The organism is Streptomyces pseudoechinosporeus, from assembly GCF_054783935.1.
This window is the reverse complement of sequence record NZ_BAAGPS010000092.1, coordinates 1-16,497: the sequence shown is the minus strand read 5'-3', so window position 1 is coordinate 16,497 and position 16,497 is coordinate 1. Positions and strand designations below refer to the sequence as shown.

At 65.7% G+C, this 16,497-nt stretch carries 17 protein-coding genes; 11 read left to right on the top strand and 6 right to left on the bottom strand.

The window, feature by feature from the left end; all coding sequences use genetic code 11:
- Positions 1-49: 49 nt before the first annotated feature.
- On the bottom strand, positions 50-553 hold the full coding sequence (locus ACYVO6_RS48190; protein WP_461073186.1) for a flavin reductase family protein: 504 nt from the start codon (positions 551-553) through the stop codon (positions 50-52).
- Positions 554-882: 329 nt separating this feature from the next.
- Between ACYVO6_RS48190 and ACYVO6_RS48185 the strand changes: the two genes are divergently transcribed.
- The gene (locus tag ACYVO6_RS48185; RefSeq protein WP_461073184.1) at positions 883-1,428 is read left to right on the top strand and encodes a MarR family winged helix-turn-helix transcriptional regulator; all 546 of its coding nucleotides are present in this window, start codon (positions 883-885) and stop codon (positions 1,426-1,428) included.
- Positions 1,429-1,581: 153 nt separating this feature from the next.
- Here ACYVO6_RS48185 and ACYVO6_RS48180 read toward each other — a convergent pair whose 3' ends face one another.
- The 3 genes from ACYVO6_RS48180 to ACYVO6_RS48170 form a co-directional block, all read right to left on the bottom strand.
- A complete protein-coding gene (locus tag ACYVO6_RS48180; RefSeq protein ID WP_461073182.1) occupies positions 1,582-3,312 on the bottom strand; it encodes a helix-turn-helix domain-containing protein in 1,731 nt (576 codons plus the stop codon).
- 89 nt (positions 3,313-3,401) lie between these two features.
- Positions 3,402-3,869: a cupin domain-containing protein gene (locus ACYVO6_RS48175; protein ID WP_461073180.1), complete on the bottom strand. Its 468-nt coding sequence runs from the start codon at positions 3,867-3,869 to the stop codon at positions 3,402-3,404.
- A gap of 13 nt (positions 3,870-3,882) precedes the next feature.
- The gene (locus tag ACYVO6_RS48170; protein ID WP_461073178.1) at positions 3,883-5,064 is read right to left on the bottom strand and encodes an FAD binding domain-containing protein; all 1,182 of its coding nucleotides are present in this window, start codon (positions 5,062-5,064) and stop codon (positions 3,883-3,885) included.
- 714 nt (positions 5,065-5,778) lie between these two features.
- Here ACYVO6_RS48170 and ACYVO6_RS48165 point away from each other — a divergent pair.
- The 5 genes from ACYVO6_RS48165 (at position 5,779) to ACYVO6_RS48145 (ending at position 11,018) form a co-directional block, all read left to right on the top strand.
- The gene (locus ACYVO6_RS48165) at positions 5,779-7,566 is read left to right on the top strand and encodes a CocE/NonD family hydrolase (protein ID WP_461073176.1); all 1,788 of its coding nucleotides are present in this window, start codon (positions 5,779-5,781) and stop codon (positions 7,564-7,566) included.
- A gap of 44 nt (positions 7,567-7,610) precedes the next feature.
- A complete protein-coding gene (locus tag ACYVO6_RS48160; RefSeq protein WP_461073174.1) occupies positions 7,611-8,597 on the top strand; it encodes an NADPH:quinone reductase in 987 nt (328 codons plus the stop codon).
- Between the two features lie 90 nt (positions 8,598-8,687).
- Entirely contained in the window at positions 8,688-9,644 is a 957-nt protein-coding gene (locus ACYVO6_RS48155) for an alpha/beta hydrolase (protein ID WP_461073172.1), read from the top strand.
- Positions 9,553-10,062: an acyl-CoA-like ligand-binding transcription factor gene (locus ACYVO6_RS48150; RefSeq protein WP_461073170.1), complete on the top strand. Its 510-nt coding sequence runs from the start codon at positions 9,553-9,555 to the stop codon at positions 10,060-10,062. The genes ACYVO6_RS48155 and ACYVO6_RS48150 overlap by 92 nt, the downstream gene beginning before the upstream one ends.
- A gap of 161 nt (positions 10,063-10,223) precedes the next feature.
- The gene (locus tag ACYVO6_RS48145; RefSeq protein WP_461073168.1) at positions 10,224-11,018 is read left to right on the top strand and encodes an alpha/beta hydrolase fold domain-containing protein; all 795 of its coding nucleotides are present in this window, start codon (positions 10,224-10,226) and stop codon (positions 11,016-11,018) included.
- A 40-nt stretch (positions 11,019-11,058) separates the two neighbouring features.
- Here the strand turns inward: ACYVO6_RS48145 and ACYVO6_RS48140 are convergent, their stop codons facing one another.
- Positions 11,059-11,466 (bottom strand): AAA family ATPase, encoded by a 408-nt coding sequence (locus ACYVO6_RS48140; protein WP_461073166.1) that lies wholly within the window; start codon positions 11,464-11,466, stop codon positions 11,059-11,061.
- Between the two features lie 555 nt (positions 11,467-12,021).
- On the opposite strand from ACYVO6_RS48140, the gene ACYVO6_RS48135 reads away from it, so the two are divergent.
- Positions 12,022-12,855: an enoyl-CoA hydratase/isomerase family protein gene (locus ACYVO6_RS48135; protein ID WP_461073164.1), complete on the top strand. Its 834-nt coding sequence runs from the start codon at positions 12,022-12,024 to the stop codon at positions 12,853-12,855.
- On the opposite strand, the gene ACYVO6_RS48130 is transcribed toward ACYVO6_RS48135, so the two are convergent.
- Positions 12,840-13,022 carry a hypothetical protein gene (locus ACYVO6_RS48130; RefSeq protein ID WP_461073162.1) on the bottom strand — a complete coding sequence of 61 codons (183 nt, stop codon included), beginning with the start codon at positions 13,020-13,022 and terminating at the stop codon, positions 12,840-12,842. The genes ACYVO6_RS48135 and ACYVO6_RS48130 overlap by 16 nt on opposite strands.
- Between ACYVO6_RS48130 and ACYVO6_RS48125 the strand changes: the two genes are divergently transcribed.
- The 4 genes from ACYVO6_RS48125 (at position 13,021) to ACYVO6_RS48110 (ending at position 16,319) form a co-directional block, all read left to right on the top strand.
- The gene (locus ACYVO6_RS48125) at positions 13,021-13,428 is read left to right on the top strand and encodes an AMP-binding protein (protein WP_461073160.1); all 408 of its coding nucleotides are present in this window, start codon (positions 13,021-13,023) and stop codon (positions 13,426-13,428) included. The two genes, ACYVO6_RS48130 and ACYVO6_RS48125, sit on opposite strands and share 2 nt — an antisense overlap.
- A gap of 226 nt (positions 13,429-13,654) precedes the next feature.
- The gene (locus ACYVO6_RS48120) at positions 13,655-14,470 is read left to right on the top strand and encodes an oxidoreductase (RefSeq protein ID WP_461073158.1); all 816 of its coding nucleotides are present in this window, start codon (positions 13,655-13,657) and stop codon (positions 14,468-14,470) included.
- A gap of 117 nt (positions 14,471-14,587) precedes the next feature.
- Positions 14,588-15,673, top strand: coding sequence for an SMP-30/gluconolactonase/LRE family protein (locus ACYVO6_RS48115; RefSeq protein ID WP_461073156.1), 1,086 nt, complete (start codon positions 14,588-14,590; stop codon positions 15,671-15,673).
- A gap of 55 nt (positions 15,674-15,728) precedes the next feature.
- Positions 15,729-16,319: a TetR/AcrR family transcriptional regulator gene (locus ACYVO6_RS48110; protein ID WP_461073264.1), complete on the top strand. Its 591-nt coding sequence runs from the start codon at positions 15,729-15,731 to the stop codon at positions 16,317-16,319.
- Positions 16,320-16,497 lie beyond the last annotated feature (178 nt).

Genomic DNA, 16,497 nt, shown 5'->3' with positions numbered 1-16,497 from the left:
TGGGGAGTGGGGTGGGGCTTGAGAGGGGGGTGGGACGGGCGGAAGGGCTTCAGAAGAGGTGCTCGATGCCGTCGGTCGACTCGGTCGTGGACGCGAAACGGCTCCAGGCGTAGGTCAGGGCGTCGCCGTCGCGGTGACCGAGGTCGGTGACGCGGCCGAGGACCAGGGTGTGGTCGCCGCCGTCGTACGCGCGCCAGGGCTCGCACTCCACCCAGGCGAGCGGGTCGGCCAGCCGGGGGACGCGCGCGCCCTCTGCCCAGCGGGGCTCTGCGGTGCTCCGGGCCCCGGCGAACAGCCGGGCCAACTGCTCCTGTTCGGCACCGAGGATGTTCACGCAGAAGGGCCCGTCGGCCAGCTGGTCGTGGCAGCGGGCCCGGCGGGCGACGCTGACCAGGACCAGCGGCGGTTCGGCGGACACGGACGTGAAGGAGTTCATGGTGGCGCCCCGCGGACCGCTTTCGGTCGCGTACGACACCACCGTGACGCCGGTGGTGAAACGGGACATGCAGGCACGCAGCGCGCCGGGACTGGGGGGAGCGAGTGCTTCGGGCATACGAGGTTCCTTCGGATCGATCGCCCGCCACACCGTCCCCGTCGACGGAGGAGGAACGGCCGGGGCTACCCGGCCGCGCATCGGGACGCACGGCCGGGAGGAGACCTGTCCCCTGACAGACCCAGGGGACAAAACAGAACAACTATTGCTCAACTACTGCTCAGCACATGTAATCAATGCTTTGATTAATTGGGGACCGTACCCCCGCCGGCATCTCTGGGGAAGCCCTCGGGCGAAGGTTTTTCACGGTCCGGAAACCTGGACGGGGTGCCGACGCGTGCCCGCTTCCCGAGTGCGGTCCGTGATGCCGCCCGGCCTAGACTCCGACTGTGACCCAGGAACCGGAACCGCTGGATGCCGACCACCTGCACTTCTGGTCGTTCATCGACCACGCCGTCGACCGGGTCTCGCGGGAACTCCCCGGCATCGACCCGCTCGCCATGCGGCTGGTGCTCACCCTTCACCGCGCGGCCAACATGCTCGTCTACGACCTCGAATCCGCCGTACACAGGCCTCGCGGCTGGTCATGGCCCGGCTTCCGAGTGCTGTTCGCCATCTGGCTGTCGGGCCCGGTCGAGGCGAAGAAGGTCGCGGAGCTGTCCGGCATGAGCCGAGCCGCCGTGTCGGCGCTGGTGAACACGCTGGAACGGGACGGCCTGGTGAGCAAGGAACGCGCCTCCTACGACGGGCGCGCGGTCCAGCTCGGCCTTACCGAGGCCGGCCTGCATGCGATCACCACTGCCTTCCAGGCACACAACGCACGTGAACAGGAGTGGGCGGGCGCCCTCAGTGGGGACGAGCAGCAGACCCTCATCGAGTTGCTCGGCAAGCTGACCGCGCACTCCGCGCACTTCGACGTCCGGCATCGGACCTGAGGGGGTTTTCCCAGGGCAACGAGCCAATGGCAGGAGTCCTGCCTGGCGGACGGCGACTGCTTCGCCGCCCAAGCCGCTTACCCGAGCCGACCGCACTTGCGGCACGGGCGCTCGAAACCGTCGGCAGCAAAGCGCTCAGGGGTGAGGGACGGACTAGCGCTCGGTTGTCGAAGGGTCCGATGCTGCCCGGATGTCGTCAGCTGCCAAGGCGGCACTGAACTGCAAGACGTCCGAAGGACTTGCGAAAGAGAGTCCCGTCAGCTTCTCGATGCGCCGAAGCCGCTGGGAGACCGTGTTCTTGTGGACGAAGAGCTCTTGAGCGGACACATCGGCGCGGCAATCATTGGCCAAGTAGGTTCTCAGGGTGAGGATCAGGTCTGTCGAGCGCTTGAGATCGCTCTGGCGCAGTGCGCCCAGCACGCGATCACTGAAGCTCGCGACGGCCCTGTGGTCCTCCAGCTGGAGCAACAAGCCCACCACCCCCAGGTCCTCGATGGTGCGAACCAGCGGAGCCTGGGAGCCGCCGAGTTCAAGCGCGCCTCGTGCCAGCCGGAACGCCCTGGCCAGGTCTTCTGAACCGCTGGCCGGAGCCACTACTGCGTGTACCTGAGAGCCGATCGTGCCGTGCGTGAGGGTGGCAGCTATGTCCTCTGCGCCTTCATTGATCGGCCAGAGAGCGACCCAATAGTCGCCGAGCCGACCGCACACAAGGCGGGGTCGTCGGCTTGAAATGGATCGCAGCCGGCGTCCGAGCGGCGAGTTGTCGACTTCCGCGGCACTGCCTTCGCTTTGATCCTTCATCACGACTACCTGAACCTCATCGACGAGCAGGTTTGCTCGTAGTGCACGCTGCCGGGCCGCAGCGCGCCGCTCAGGGTCGCCAGAACAAAGATCCCCGATCAGATCGTCTCTGAATCGGGCTTCGGCTTCGGCCGCGGTTCGGTCGCGCAGAAGAAGGAGCGCGCAGACGGTCGCCGCGTGCTCCAGTGCGCGAGCTGTCATGTCTGGGTCGAGGGTCGCGCCAAAAGCTTCGACTCGTGCAGCTACCTCCCCGTGCAGGAGAACCAGTGCCGAGTTCGAGTCCTCCGGCGTCAGGTCTTCGATCGAGTCAGAGCCCGCCTGTGCCAGCACGAAACCTGAGTCGTCGACGATCTTCAGGAATCCAGCGCCCACCATCTGCGCGGACTCATTTGCAAGGTGGGCGAGATCCGAGTTGGTGAGCGCCACGTCGGTAAGGCGACGATGCAACTCCTGAGATCGCTCGTCCCGCGCCTGTCGGTCGCGTAGTTCCTCGTTGAGATCCTCGAGCTGATTCATTCGGCCGGTCTCTGCCTGGCGGAGCCGCGTGATTTCAAGAGCCGCGCTCGCAAAATCCGTCAGGGCCTCGACCAAGTGGCGAAGCTGGGGATCCGGGTCGATGACCTCTCTGTTGTAACAGTTGAAGGTCCCGACGATCTGGTCGCCCGCTCGCAGCGGCACAGCCAGCAGCGTCCTGTAACCCTGCGCCCTCGCTGGACCGGACCACTGAGTGAAGTCAGCGTGCTGCGTGATGTCAGATACCCAAACGGAAACGCCGGAGGTATAGGCCCTGCTGGAAGGCGACTCTCTCGCGGTGCTACCAAGCGTCAACGGGTTCCGGGAGTTGATCTGCTCGACGTAGAAGGTATCCAAACCCGCCCAAGCACGGATGAGCAGCTGAGTTCTCGAATCGTCAGGGAGAAGAACTGCACAAAAGTCGAAGCCGGTGAGCTGGCGCCCAACCGCGACCAGTCTCTGGTGCAAGTCTTCGGACGAACTCCCTGCCCCGGCCTGACGGGCCAGCAACTCGAGCGCTGCGATCCACACAGCGGTTGGCGTCACTTCGTGAGGCATCGGCTTGCTCAAGAGGTGTCCTCCAACCTGACGACTCGCATGTGATTGTCGCCCGTGATCCCGACTCAAGGGTATGACAGGAGCCGGCCTGGAGGGTGTGCTCATCCAGACTCGATCGGCAGGGGTGAGTTCTCGCTGTCGAGATGTTCGACAGTCGTGAATACGAGATCGGCTTCACCCACGTTTTCGATGTCATGGAGCAAAAACTCGCCGCGCGCGAATCCGAAATGACGCGTTTCGCCTTCTTTATACTCCACAGCGCGAGTCGTTCCGTCGTGCGTGTGCTGAATGCTGCGGCCAGACGTGATAGCTGTCCAGAAGTAATCGAGCACGTGACGATGAGCGTGCCATCGTTCGCCAGGCGCCAGCCGAATCTCCCATACCCGGACACGGGGATCTTCGCTGAGCAGACGCGAACCCACATGTCCATCCTGCGCGTGAACGCGGAACTCTTCGACCAGCTCATCAGTCCAGCCGGCAAAGTCGCTGGCGATCAGTTCGCCTGCCAGAGGCAGATCAAGGCTGCTCGCGATGGGCGCGTTTCGATTGGCCCGGGACCTCTCACTCATGATGCTTCCTCCGTCAGATGCCAGGCCCATAGAGACCGAACCGGAGTTCGGGATCCTCTGGGCGCCAAGAGTTATCGAACTGTGCACGCTCGCCCATGGCCTGGACACGCGACTCGAGCTGAGCGCTCAGGGCGAGTTGAATCGGCTCCCAGACCTGAAGGGCTTGGTCCAGGTCGCCGCCCTTCCTTTCGATTGCCGTGGCTAGATTCCACGCGTCGGCAGCGGCCTTGGCGGTGCCGGCCGCCGCGTGCGGGCGAGCGGCGCATGCGGCGTCACCGAGTATCGCGACCCGGCCTCGGACCATCTGTGCGGCGCGAATGTCACTGACGACCTGGACGTAGGGAGCGTCGCAGCGCAAAACAACCTCGGCCGCTGCGGGCGGTAGGCCGCGAGCTGCGTCAGTCTGCATCCGTTCAACCTCGATGTGCGGAATCTGGTCTGGATGCAATGACAGAACCCCGTCAGATGTGCCCCCAACGAACTGATCGAGTTGGCGTCCCGCCGGAACGTTGCGATACCAGACGAAGTTCATAAGCCTTTCGGTTCTGCCGTCTTTGATCGGGCTGGGCACGGGATACATCACGATGTGTGAGTCCGGTATAACCGAGTAGGTCACGGAGTCCTCAAGAACCGCACTCGTTTCGCTGCTCAACAGACGTTCTGGCACGAGGCCGCGCCACCCGATGTAGCCGGAGTACCGGATGGGTGTGTTCGGTGAGACGTACTGCCGGCCCACTGAGTTCACCCCGTCGGCGAATACCACGAGGTCGCCGGTTGCAAAGCTGCCATTGTCGAACTCGACGGTCGCAGTCGACGCGTCCTGAGCGACCGCCACGGCGCGGTGTCCGCGCCTGTAACGTTCGACCCCGAAGTCCCGCAGCAGCGCCGAGTGGAGGGTTGCCCACGAGCTGTAGGACCACTGCGCGTACTCGCGGTGGGTTACGTAATTGTCGATGCCCAGGTACTGGACGAGATTTGTCGAGGTCGTGAGGCTCTCCAGCGCCTGCGTACTGCGTTCGGTGAACCAGCGGATCGTGTCCGGCTGCAGCACGATGCCGCCGCCGCGGGCGTCGTCGCGGGTCGATCGCTCGAAGACGTCGACGTCCCAGCCGAGGTCGCGCAGCAGCAGCGCAGTTGTGAGACCGCCGATCGATCCTCCGACGACGACTGCCTGACGGGACTTGGGTTCGCGCATGCGTCGACCTCCCCAGTTGCGGGAGACATCGGCGCACCTGCTCGATGCCTCGGGCATTCAGTCTCGGAGGGCGGCGTGAGCGATACCTATGTTCGCGGACACATTGCAGGTGACTCACAGTGTGAGTGAGCACATGTCGCCGGGCCGTTCCATCGCGGCATTCTGGTCTGACCTCGATGTGGCGCGGCCAATCGAGCGGATGTCCTCAAGGACCCGTTCAGAAGGTCAGGAAAGATGAGCAGACTCACAAGCTCAACGCCGAACACTCACCTGGCAACCGACTCGCTGGGGATCAGCGGACTGATGTTCATGGTGATCGCAGTCACCGCACCGCTGACTGCCTTAGCATCAAACCTCGCTCTCGGTGTCGCCTTCGGCGGTGGAACTGGCACGGCGGCGTGATTGTAGTGGCGCCGATTGTTCTCTCCGTCTTCACGGTCGGCTATGTCGCGATCAGCCGCGAGGTTGTCAACTCGGCGGCCTACTACGTCTAAATCCGCCATGGCCTCGGCCGCCGGGCCGGCGCCTCCGCAGCGATGATCGCGACTGTGCTTTACGCCGGCTGACCGCAGCGATCTACGGCGCAATTTACCTGCGGAGATGTCTCGAGCGTGTCGACGGCTGAATTCGTCGAGTCCGCATCGCCCGTGCCCACGAGCTAGAGCCGTCGATGTGGGCGAGTTCCCAGTGGCAGGCGCAAGACTGGAGGCTGAAGTGGATACTCAAGAAGAAGTGGCGAAGACGATGCTTATCGAAAGAGACATGCCGATCGAGATGGACGACGGCATCGTTCTGCGAGCTGACGTCTTCCGTCCGAATGACGGCCGGGCACATCCAACGCTCATGACCTACGGGCCCTACGGGAAAGGTCTGGCGTTCGCCGACGGGTACCCGACGGCATGGAACAAGATGGCTGAGGAACATCCGGACACGGTGACTGGGTCGACCAACGTCCACCAGTGCTGGGAGGTAGCGGACCCAGAGAAGTGGGTTCCCCATGGCTACGTCATCGTTCGCGTGGACTCTCGTGGTGCCGGCCGGTCGCCTGGCTTTCTGGATCCATTTTCCGCGCGAGAGATCGAGGACTTTCGCGAATGCATCGAATGGGCGGGCCGACAGGCGTGGAGCAACGGCAAGGTCGGCCTGAACGGAATCTCATATTACGGGATGAACCAGTGGCGGGTGGCCGCGCTGAAGCCAGGGCCTCTCGCAGCGATCTGCGTATGGGAGGGCGCCTCCGACTTCTACAGAGAGGCTGCACGCCATGGCGGCATTCTGAGCATGATGCTGCTGAACTGGTACGAGATGCAGGTGCTGTCGGTCCAGCACGGACGAGGGGAGGCGGGACCGCGGAGCGCTGCCACCGGTGAACTGGTCTGCGGCGATCAAACGCTGGGCGAATCCGAACTCGCTGCGAACCGGGCTGACCTGCCAAAGTTTCACCGCGACAACGAGTTCATCGACGCCTACCGTGATCGCCAGGCTGATTTTTCCCAAGTTGATGTGCCGCTGTTGTCCGCCGGCAACTGGGGCGGGCAGGGACTGCACCTTCGCGGCAACATCGAAGGCTTTTGCAGGGCATCTTCGACGCAGAAATGGCTTGAGATCCATGACGGTGAACATTGGGTGGAGTTCTACACCGACTATGGCGTAGACCTCCAGCGCCGGTTCTTCGATCACTTCCTCAAGGATGAGGACAACGGCTGGGATGAACAGCCCCGCCTTCAGATGAAGGTTCGGCACGTCGATGGAACGACGGAGGTGCGACACGAAGACGCGTGGCCACTTCCCGGGACGACCTGGACCGATCTGCAACTGGACATCGATCGAATGCACCCTGGTGCCGCCACTGAATCGGTCGTTTCCTTTGAAGCCAACGGCGAGGGCATCTCCTGGACCACCGAACCGATGGAGGAGACCACCGAGATCACGGGACCGGTTGCCTGCCGGCTCTTCGTATCCACTACCTCTACGGACGCGGACATCTTCGCAGTGCTGCGCGCCTTTGACCCAGCTGGTAATGAGCACGTGTTTCAAGGTGCTATCGATCCCTTCAGCGCAGTGACGAAGGGGTGGTTGCGAATGTCGCACCGGGAGATCGATGAGCGTCTTAGTACGCCGTACCGGCCGTTCCATTCGCATGAGCGGGCATTCGAGGTCATTCCCTACGAGATCTACCAACTCGATGTCGAACTGTGGCCCACCAGCGTGGTCCTACCACCGGGCTGGCGCCTCAGCTTGACCCTGCGGGGCTCCGACTGGTTTTACGACTCGGCGCCGGAGACTCGACTCTCGAACTTCAAGAATGCCATGCAGGGTTCGGGACCGTTCCTGCACAACGATCCGTCGGATCGTCCAGCGTCCGTCTTCAGCGGACGCACTTCGATTCATCTGGGGGGCAAGCACAAATCCTTTCTACGCCTCCCGATAGTCCCGGCGACAAGGACTTGGACCGTACCGTCAGTCAGTTCGGCCTCTGAAGGTCCACGAGAAAAGGAGTGATGAAGATCAGAGCCGCAGGTTACGCAGCCACAGGAGGTCACGACGTGCTCCGCATTGTCGACCTCCCCATACGCGATCCGGGCGCAGGTGAGGTTCGGGTGAGGATCCACTACTCAGGCGTCAACCCGACCGACTGGAAGACCCGCATCGGCGGCATCCACATGCCGATCCCCGACGGGCAGGTTCAGGTTCCGCACCTCGACGGCTCGGGGATCGTGGACGCCGTCGGCCCGGGGGTCGAGGACCTCGTGCCGGGGGACAGGGTGTGGTTGTGGCTCGTCGCCTTCAAGCGCTTGGAGGGGACCGCGCAGGAGTACGCCACGGTTCCGGCCCGACTGGTCCGCCCGCTGCCCGACACGGCTTCTCTGGAGTTGGGCGCCGGCCTCGGGGTCCCCTTCATCACCGCTCATCACGCGCTGACACTCCGTGCCGGAGGCCCGACTCAGCTCGGACCGGGGGTGCTCGCAGGGGTCACCGTGCTGGTCGCGGGGGGAGCCGGTGCCGTCGGCAATGCTGCGATCCAGCTGGCGACGTGGGCCGGTGCGAGTGTGATCACGACCGTCAGCAGCGAAGCCAAGGCCCGCCTTGCGAGGGCCGCCGGCGCCCGGATGGTGGTGAACTACCGCACGCAGGACGCCGCCGCCGAGATACGGCGACTCGCGCCGGACGGGGTGGACATCGTCGTTGAGGTCTCGCCGTCCACCAACGTCGGCCTGGACCTCGCGGTCCTCGCGCCGCACGGGCTGATCGTCGTCTACGCCAACAACGGCGGCGACGACGTCACCATGCCGGTCCGATCCCAGATGAATCTGAGCGTCACCTGGCACTTCGTGCTGCTGTACAAGATGACCGACGCCGTTCTCGACAACGCCGTCGCATCCATCGACAGGGCCCTGGCAGCCGGGGTGATCGGCGGGGGCGAAGCCAGAGGGTTGCCCGTCCACCACTATCCGCTGGAGCGAATCGCGGATGCCCACAGGGCAGTGGAGTCCGGAATCGTCGGCAAAGTTCTCCTTGACCTGTCCGCATGACGTCCCTGCCCGAACCGGCTGGAACTGCCCGCCCAACACATCGGCGCTCGCACGAGCGGCCGTCAATCGCAATACCGGAGGTATGAGGAAATGAGCTTGAAGAACCAGGATGTGGCTGCGGCCACGTCGGTGAAGGAAGACATCGAGTTTCGCGCCGACAGCGGGGTCATACTGCGTGGCTGGGTGATGACCCCGGACTCCGAGGGTCCGCATCCCACCATCGTGATGACCCCTGGATTCTCTTCGTCGATCACCCGCCTCGAACCTGTCGCTGACGCCTTCGTCGCTCGGGGGTTCGGAGTCCTGCTGTACGACCAGCGGACGTGCGGTAGCAGCGACGGGGAGCCGCGCCAGGACGTCGATCCTGTCGCACAGGACCGGGACATGCAGATGGCCCTGTCCTTCGTGGAGCAACATCCAGCGCTCGACAGCGACCGCATCGGCCTGTGGGGCTCAAGCTACAGCGGGGCAAACGTGCTCGTCGTGGCCGCCATGGACCGCCGGGTGAAAGCTGTCGTCAGCCAGGTGCCCTTCATCTCTGGTTACGACCAGTTCGTACTGGGAAACGGCGAAGGCGCGCTCGCCGCGATCAACGACAACATGGACAAGGACAGGCAAGGAAGGCTCAAGGGTGAGGAGCCTGGCCGTGTCCAGCTGGTGCGGATGCCGACCGATCCGGCTGACCAAGCCGTCCTCTTCGAGGACCCGGCGGACTACGAGTACCTTGTGGGCGGTCCCCAAGGCCCCGCCGAGGGATGGATCAACAGCGTGACCATCCGATCGACCGGACGGGCGCTGGCGTATGACGTGCGTCCGTTCATGCGCCGCATCAGCCCGACGCCCCTGATGATGGTCGTCGCCGGCGACGACCAGACCACTCCGCCTTCGCTCGCTCTGGAAGCCTACGATGCGGCGCTTGAGCCCAAGGAGCTCGTGATGATCTCCGGGGGACACTATGGGGTGTTCTGGCCTCACCTTTCCCGGGATCTTGTCACCGACGCCGCAGCCCGTTGGTTCGAGACCCATCTGGGCAAGGGCACGCATTGAGTGGTGGTGGGTCGGAGACCGGCCGGCGAGGTCGCCCGGAGGTTCGGGGTCGGCTTCGCCGGCGACCTCGCGGTCGGAAGGCGACGCCAGAGTTCGGCGCGTGACTCGGCAGCTCACCGAGCTCGTCGCCGAGCGCACCGACGCCGAACGCGACACGGCTCCGCGTCTGATGGCCGACGTGGTATCCGCCGCGCTGCGGACGTCCGTCGAGATGTGGGCAGCGGGTGATACCGACGTCTCGCTGCCCGATCTGGTCCGCGAGAGTCTCACGCAGCTGCGTGCCGGGCCGCCGCGGCGCGCGTACTCGCGTCGGCCGACGACTACCCCATCGGCTCCGTCGCACCGGCTTTATAACCGTCCCCACTCTCGACGCCGACCACCGGCCGGGTGGCCAGACGATTCCGTACACCCTCGATGAGGGGAAAGAACGAGGACCCGATGAGTGCCTTCCACCCCGATCTCGCACGAGGTCGCTTTATCCCCAATGTGTCCGTCGGACGCCTGTCGTCGCGCATCGTGCGGAGCCGGAAGATACGCCCGACCGATCCAGGGACGGGCGTCACGGTTCAGGAGCTGGTCGTGCCCGGGCCGAAGGACGCACCGCCCGTCTCGCTTCGCGTCTTCCAGCCGACCGGCTTGAAGGCAGCGGCTCCGGCGCTGCTCTGGATACACGGAGGCGGGACGATCCTCGGCGCACCCGAGCTGGACGACCGTACGAACATCGCCTTCGCCCGCGAGCTCGGCATCACCGTCGCCGCGGTTCGTTATCGACTGGCGCCGGACCACCCCGCGCCCGCCGCGGTCGAGGACGCCTACGCCGCGCTGCGTGGACTGGCCGAGCGCGCGGGCGACCTGCACATCGACATCGATCGCATCGCGATCGGCGGTGCCAGCGCAGGCGGCGGAATCGCCGCGGCCCTCGCGCTGCTCGCCCATGACCGGGCCGAGATCCGGCCGGTGTTCCAACTGCTCCTCTACCCCATGCTGGACGACCGTACGACGACGAGAACCGACCTGGACACCCTCAAGGTGCGCCTCTGGACGCCCAAGAGCAACCGGTACGCCTGGTCGTCCTACCTCGGCGACGCCGTCGCGGGCCCGGACGTCTCCCCGTACGCGGCCGCGGCCCGCCGCGAGGATCTCACCGGTCTTCCTCCGGCCTGGATCGGCGTCGGCACCCTCGATCTCTTCCACGATGAAGACGTCGAGTATGCGCGTCGGCTGAGTGACAGCGGCGTCCCCTGCGACCTCGATATCATTCCCGGCGCTTTCCACGCCTTCGACTTGGTGTTTCCCAAGGCCGAGGTCTCGCGGGAGTTCTGGCGCCGGCAGGCACGGGCGCTTAAGGGCGCACTGTGGGCCGACCGAAAGTGAAGGCAGATCGACATACAGATCGCGGAGAGGGTTTTCGTCCTCACGGCGGCGGTAACGGGATCGGGCGGGAAGCGGTGCTCGGACTCATCTCCCGCGGTGAGCGCGTAGCTGCCGTCGATCTCAGGAACCGGTCCGCCACGTCGTTGCTGGTACCGAGCGCCCCGTTCAAGGCGTTGGCCTGCGGCTGCGGGAGCGTACTGATCCGCTCCGTCACCGGCCACAGCAGTTCGTGCAGTGCGGCGAACGCCAGCCCCGACTCCAGACGAGTACCGCGACATCTCAGGACGGTGAAGTCCGCGGCGGCTGACTCGGCCACGTAGTCGAGCAGGGCGGTCTTACCGATGCCGGGTTCACCCCACAACATCATGATCGCTCCGGATCCCTGACGGGCACCGTCAAGGATCCGGTCAAGGGCTGCCTGCTCCGGGCGCCGTCCGTACAGGTCCATTTGCTTGAAAATTTAAAGGGCTGCGGTCACCCGGAGCCACTGCCGGCCACCCGAGTTCAACGACACCAGGCCATATCTTGACGGACACGGTGACGGACACGGTGACGGATCCGCTTCCCTCGGTTCCTTCGTAGCGTCGGGCGTGATCAGTGCACTCGCGCCCCACCGCAGGGGGAAGACATGGTGACGGCGATCCGGGGTCGGGAGCGTCGGCAGGACAGTGGCTCAGCTCGTTGTGCCGGACGCCGCGATCGCCGCGGCGGCCACGGACCCGAAACCGAGGCTGCGCCACACCGCCGTCCCGACCGTCGGCCGCGTCAGCACGTTACGCCGCGTCGCCCCGCCCGGCCCTCGGTAAGCAGCGCTGCGCACCCAGCCGGCCGGCTGACCCGCTCGTCCGTCAAGCCGATCGGGGCCTCGAAGCAACAGCAAGGAGAAGCACGACATGACCACGCGTCTGCCAGACCTGGTTCTGGGCGTCGCCTCTGCCAGTTCAGGGCGCCCCGACGAACACGCCTCCCTGACGAACCGTCAGGATCACCCTTGGAGCGAACGATGACGCAACCCAGCACGATCAGCGTGGAGCGGCTGACTCCAGGAATCCGCAAGATCACATTCTCGAATCCACCGGTGAATCTCATCGTCGGCGAGACCGTGTCCCGACTGGTTGAGGTCGTCACGGAGCTGAGCGAGGACCCGCAGGTTCACGTTGTCGTCTTCACCAGCAGTACACCCGGCTACTTCTTCAACCACTTCGATCTCGGCCGGGCTGCCGACTTCATGCCGTCCGATCCGGAGGCGACGCCGGCGTGGACCGATCTCGTGATACGGCTGTCCACAGCTCCGTTCATCAGCATCGCGTCCATCCGCGGACGGACCAGGGGCGGCGGGGACGAACTGGCCCTGGCCTGCGATCTGCGCTACGCCAGCCGCGAGCACGCGGTGTTCGGCCAGCCCGAGGTCGGCGGCGGGATTCTTCCCGGCGGCGGGGGCACAGAACACCTGCCCCGACTCATCGGACGGGACCGGGCACTCGAAGCCATCCTCAGCAGCAATGACTACGACGCCGACACGGCAGAACGCTACGGATGGGTGACCCGCACCGTCGCCGACGCCGAGCTGGACGGCTTCGTGGACGGTATGGCAACCCGGCTGGCGTCCTTCGACAAGGCGGCGCTGGCAGCCGCCAAGGCTCAGGTCAACCGGGCTACGCTCCCGCCCGATGCCGACCTGCGAGCGGCCTACACGCAATTCCTGAGCTCCATGACCTGGCCAGGAGTCCAGGCATTCCAGCCCCAGTTCGAGAAGCTCGCTGCCGAAAAGGGTCCCGAAGAGCTGGAACTCCGCTTGGGCCACTACCTCGGCATCGCACGTCAGGAGAGCCGGTGAACACCGACTGCGAAAACCCGTTCGCGACCAGCGGCTGACGCCTCCGGGATCACCTCCAGCGCCACGATCACAACGGCCTCCACCTGTTCGACACCGACGACCGGCGGGCGGCCGGGCCGAGGCTCGTCGACCGGACCGTCCAGCCGCTCAGCAAGACCCGTAGCCATGTACGGACCGTGTTCGCGAAATGTGGAGGTGCCTGGTGACCTCGACGATGGATGGAACATCAAAGCGCAGGCCCGCACACGCCGGCTACACCCACTACCCCACCCACACCGCCTGACGAAGAACCCCGGCACTCGAGGGGGCACCGCCCTCCTTAACCACCCGGATGCGGACCGGTGCGACCTCGCCAAGATCGCAGCCAACCTGCGGGTTGCGGTAGCGGGCGGGTCATCACTGCCCGTCGAGGTCCTCACCGAGTTCGAGAAACGCTTCGACGTCCCGATCCTGGAGGGTTTCGGCATGTCGGAGACCAGTGGGGTGGCCACCTTCAACCACCGGGACCGTCCCCGCAAACAGGGCTCGGTCGGCCTGCCGCTCTGGGGTGTCCAAGTCCGAAGTGGTGCGTGAGGACGGCATCGAGGCCGCCGTCGACGAGTGCGGCGGGTGATGCGAGGACCGGCAGTCTCGGTCAACTGCTCGTCGTCCGCTCGCGGTCTTTCCCGTACCGCACCCCACGTTTCCCGGATCTTTCTCGGATCGCCGGGCGTGACCACTTGCCATCGACCGACGACCACTCTATGGTCGTACGAACGTAAGTCAAACGATCGTAATCCAATGACGTAAGGAGCCTGTGATGGCGACAACTCGGCCGGTGGCGCTCGTGACGGGTGCCACATCGGGGATCGGCAAGGAGACGGCCCGCGCCCTCGCCGCGGCGGGGTTCGAGGTGATCGGGACCGGCCGCAGGACCTCCCAACTCACCCCGCCCGCCGGGGTGACCTACCTCGATCTCGACGTGGCCAGTGACGACTCGGCCACCGCCGCGGTGGCAGCGGTGATCGACCGGTTCGGGCGGATCGACGTCCTGGTCAACAACGCGGGCGTCGGCTCGGCGGGCGCCGTGGAGGAGAACTCCGTCGCCCAGGCCCAGAGCGTCCTGAACATCAACGTCCTCGGTGTCATCCGTATGACGAAGGCGGTCCTGCCGCACATGCGCGCCCAGGGCGGCGGACGCGTCATCAACGTCTCGTCCGTCCTCGGGGTCGCCCCCCAGCCCTTCATGGCCCTCTACGTCGCCTCCAAGCACGCCATCGAGGGCTACTCCGAGTCGCTGGACCACGAGGTCCGCGAGCACGGCGTCCGGGTCCTGATCGTCCAGCCCGCCTACACCAAGACCAGCTTCGATGCCAACGCCGCGCAGCCCGACACCCCCCTTGCCCTGTACGCGGAGCGACGGCGCGACTTCGACGAGATGATCGCGCAGGCGATGAAGGACGGCGACGACCCCGCCGTCGTCGCCAAGGTGATCGTCACCGCGGCCACCGACAAGAAGCCGAAGCTGCGCTACACCGCCGGCCCGCTGGCCTCACGCGTCAGCGCGGCGCGCCGCCTCGTCCCCGCCGGGACGTTCGACAAGCAGATCCGCAAGACCAACCGCCTGCCCGGATGACATCCCGGTCCGGCTTCAAGGGTGCCGGTTCCGCCCGGATGTCTCCGATGTACCCGACATCTCTGATGTCGCCGAAAGTCCATTGATCAGTCACTCGTTGATTCACCGAGGAGAGTCATGCAGCAGCAACGCCAGCAAACGGTCCGGCGCAGTGCATCGAGCGCAAGGCGTTTTCTGAAGAAGAACGTCGGAATCGCGCTGGCGGTCACCGCGACGGCGGCCGTCCTGGGGGCGGCGCCGTCCGCGTCCGCAGGGACGGGACACTCGTACAGCGGATCCGTTGTCACCGATGTACGGACAGAGGCGAAGTTCGACTACGCCGTCGGCGAGATCCCCGAGAACATCACCGTCAACCCCGACGACGGCTCAGTGACCCTGTCCATGCTCGGCAGTTGCGCGGTGTGCGAGCGCACCCATGGACCGCAGCTGATGCGTATCTCCGCGTCCGGAGAGCGCACCGTGCTCGTCACCGGGCAGGTGGGTGAGGCGATCAGCGGCAACACCCGTGGCAGTGACGGCACCGTCTACTACAGCGTGTGGGCCCCGGGCAACGCGGCCAGGAACGGCGTGTACAAGCTGCTTCCGGACGGTACCCCTCAGCGCATCGCCGCTCTGCCCGCCGACTCGGGCCCCAACGGGCTGGCCATCGACCCGGCCGGACGCACCCTCTACATCGCGGACAGCTTGAAGGGCATCATCTGGTCTGTTCCGGTCTCGGGCGGATCGGTGACCCCGTGGCTGACCGATGCCGCTCTCGCGCCTGTGCCGACCGAAGCCCTGCCGATCGGTGCCAACGGGCTCAGGTTCCACAACGGCGCTCTGTGGGTCAGCAACTTCAACAAGGGAACACTGCTGCGGGTACCGGTCACCCCCGCCGGCGCGGCCGGTCCCATCCGCGTTGTCGCGGGCGGCCTGCCCAACATCGACGATTTCAGCTTCCTGACCTCCCGGTCCGATGTGGTGTTCGTGGCGCAGAACGGCTCCTCCTCGCAGAACGGTCCGGACAGGATCGTGGTGGTCTACCCGAACGGCACCTACAAGGCCGTTCTGACCAGCGCGGACGGTCTCGCCTCGCCGTCGGCGACCGCAGTTCGCGGCAACCGGTTGTACATCACCGACGGCGGGGTCCCCGAGCCCCACGACCCGAAACTGCAGACCGGGAGGATCAACTTCGCCGCTCTCCTTGCAGGCGCGGCACACTGACCTGACCAGGGCGGCAGCCGGGACGCAAGTCCCGGCTGCCGCGATGGAGGAACGCATCGTGCGGTACACGAAAGAACACAAGCGGGAGACAAGGCAGCGGATCATCGCGACGGCCGGTCGCCGGCTCAAGCGGGACGGCATCGACGGCTCCGGAGTCGCGACGCTCATGAAGGACGCGGGCCTGACCAACGGCGCCTTCTACACCCACTTCGCATCCAAGGACAGCCTCGTCGCCATCGCGATCGCCGACCAACTGCACACACTGAACGCGAACATCGTCGCGCAGGCGGAGCCCGGCCCGGCCGGCCTCGAACAGATCGTGCGCTGGTACCTGTCGGCCCACCACCGGGACAACCCCGGCGACGGCTGCCCCAACGCCGCCCTGCTCGACGAGATCGGGCGCTGCGCGGACGTAACCAGGCAGGCGTACACCGACGGCGTGCTGGTTTTCATCGACGGCATCGCCGCCCGCCTGGCACCCCACGATCCGCCGTCGGCGCGTCTGAAGTCACTCAGCCTCCTCGGCCTGATGGCCGGGACGCTGCAGCTCTCCCGTGCCCTGACCGACCGGCAGCTCTCCGACGAACTCCTCGAACAGGGCATCCGCAACGCCCTCGCACTGCTGGATGCCGAGCAGCACAACTGAGACGCCATCCGCGTATCGATCACGGGGCTGGTCTGGTCGAACAGGGTTCCTGATCGGGTGATCGCGCGAGGGTCGGCGCATGACAGCAGGGTCTCTTGGCAGTTCGAGGGTGCGAACCGAACCGATCGCCAGGAGGCCCTGTTGCCGCCGCCCGCCGCCCGCCGCCCGCCGCCCGCCG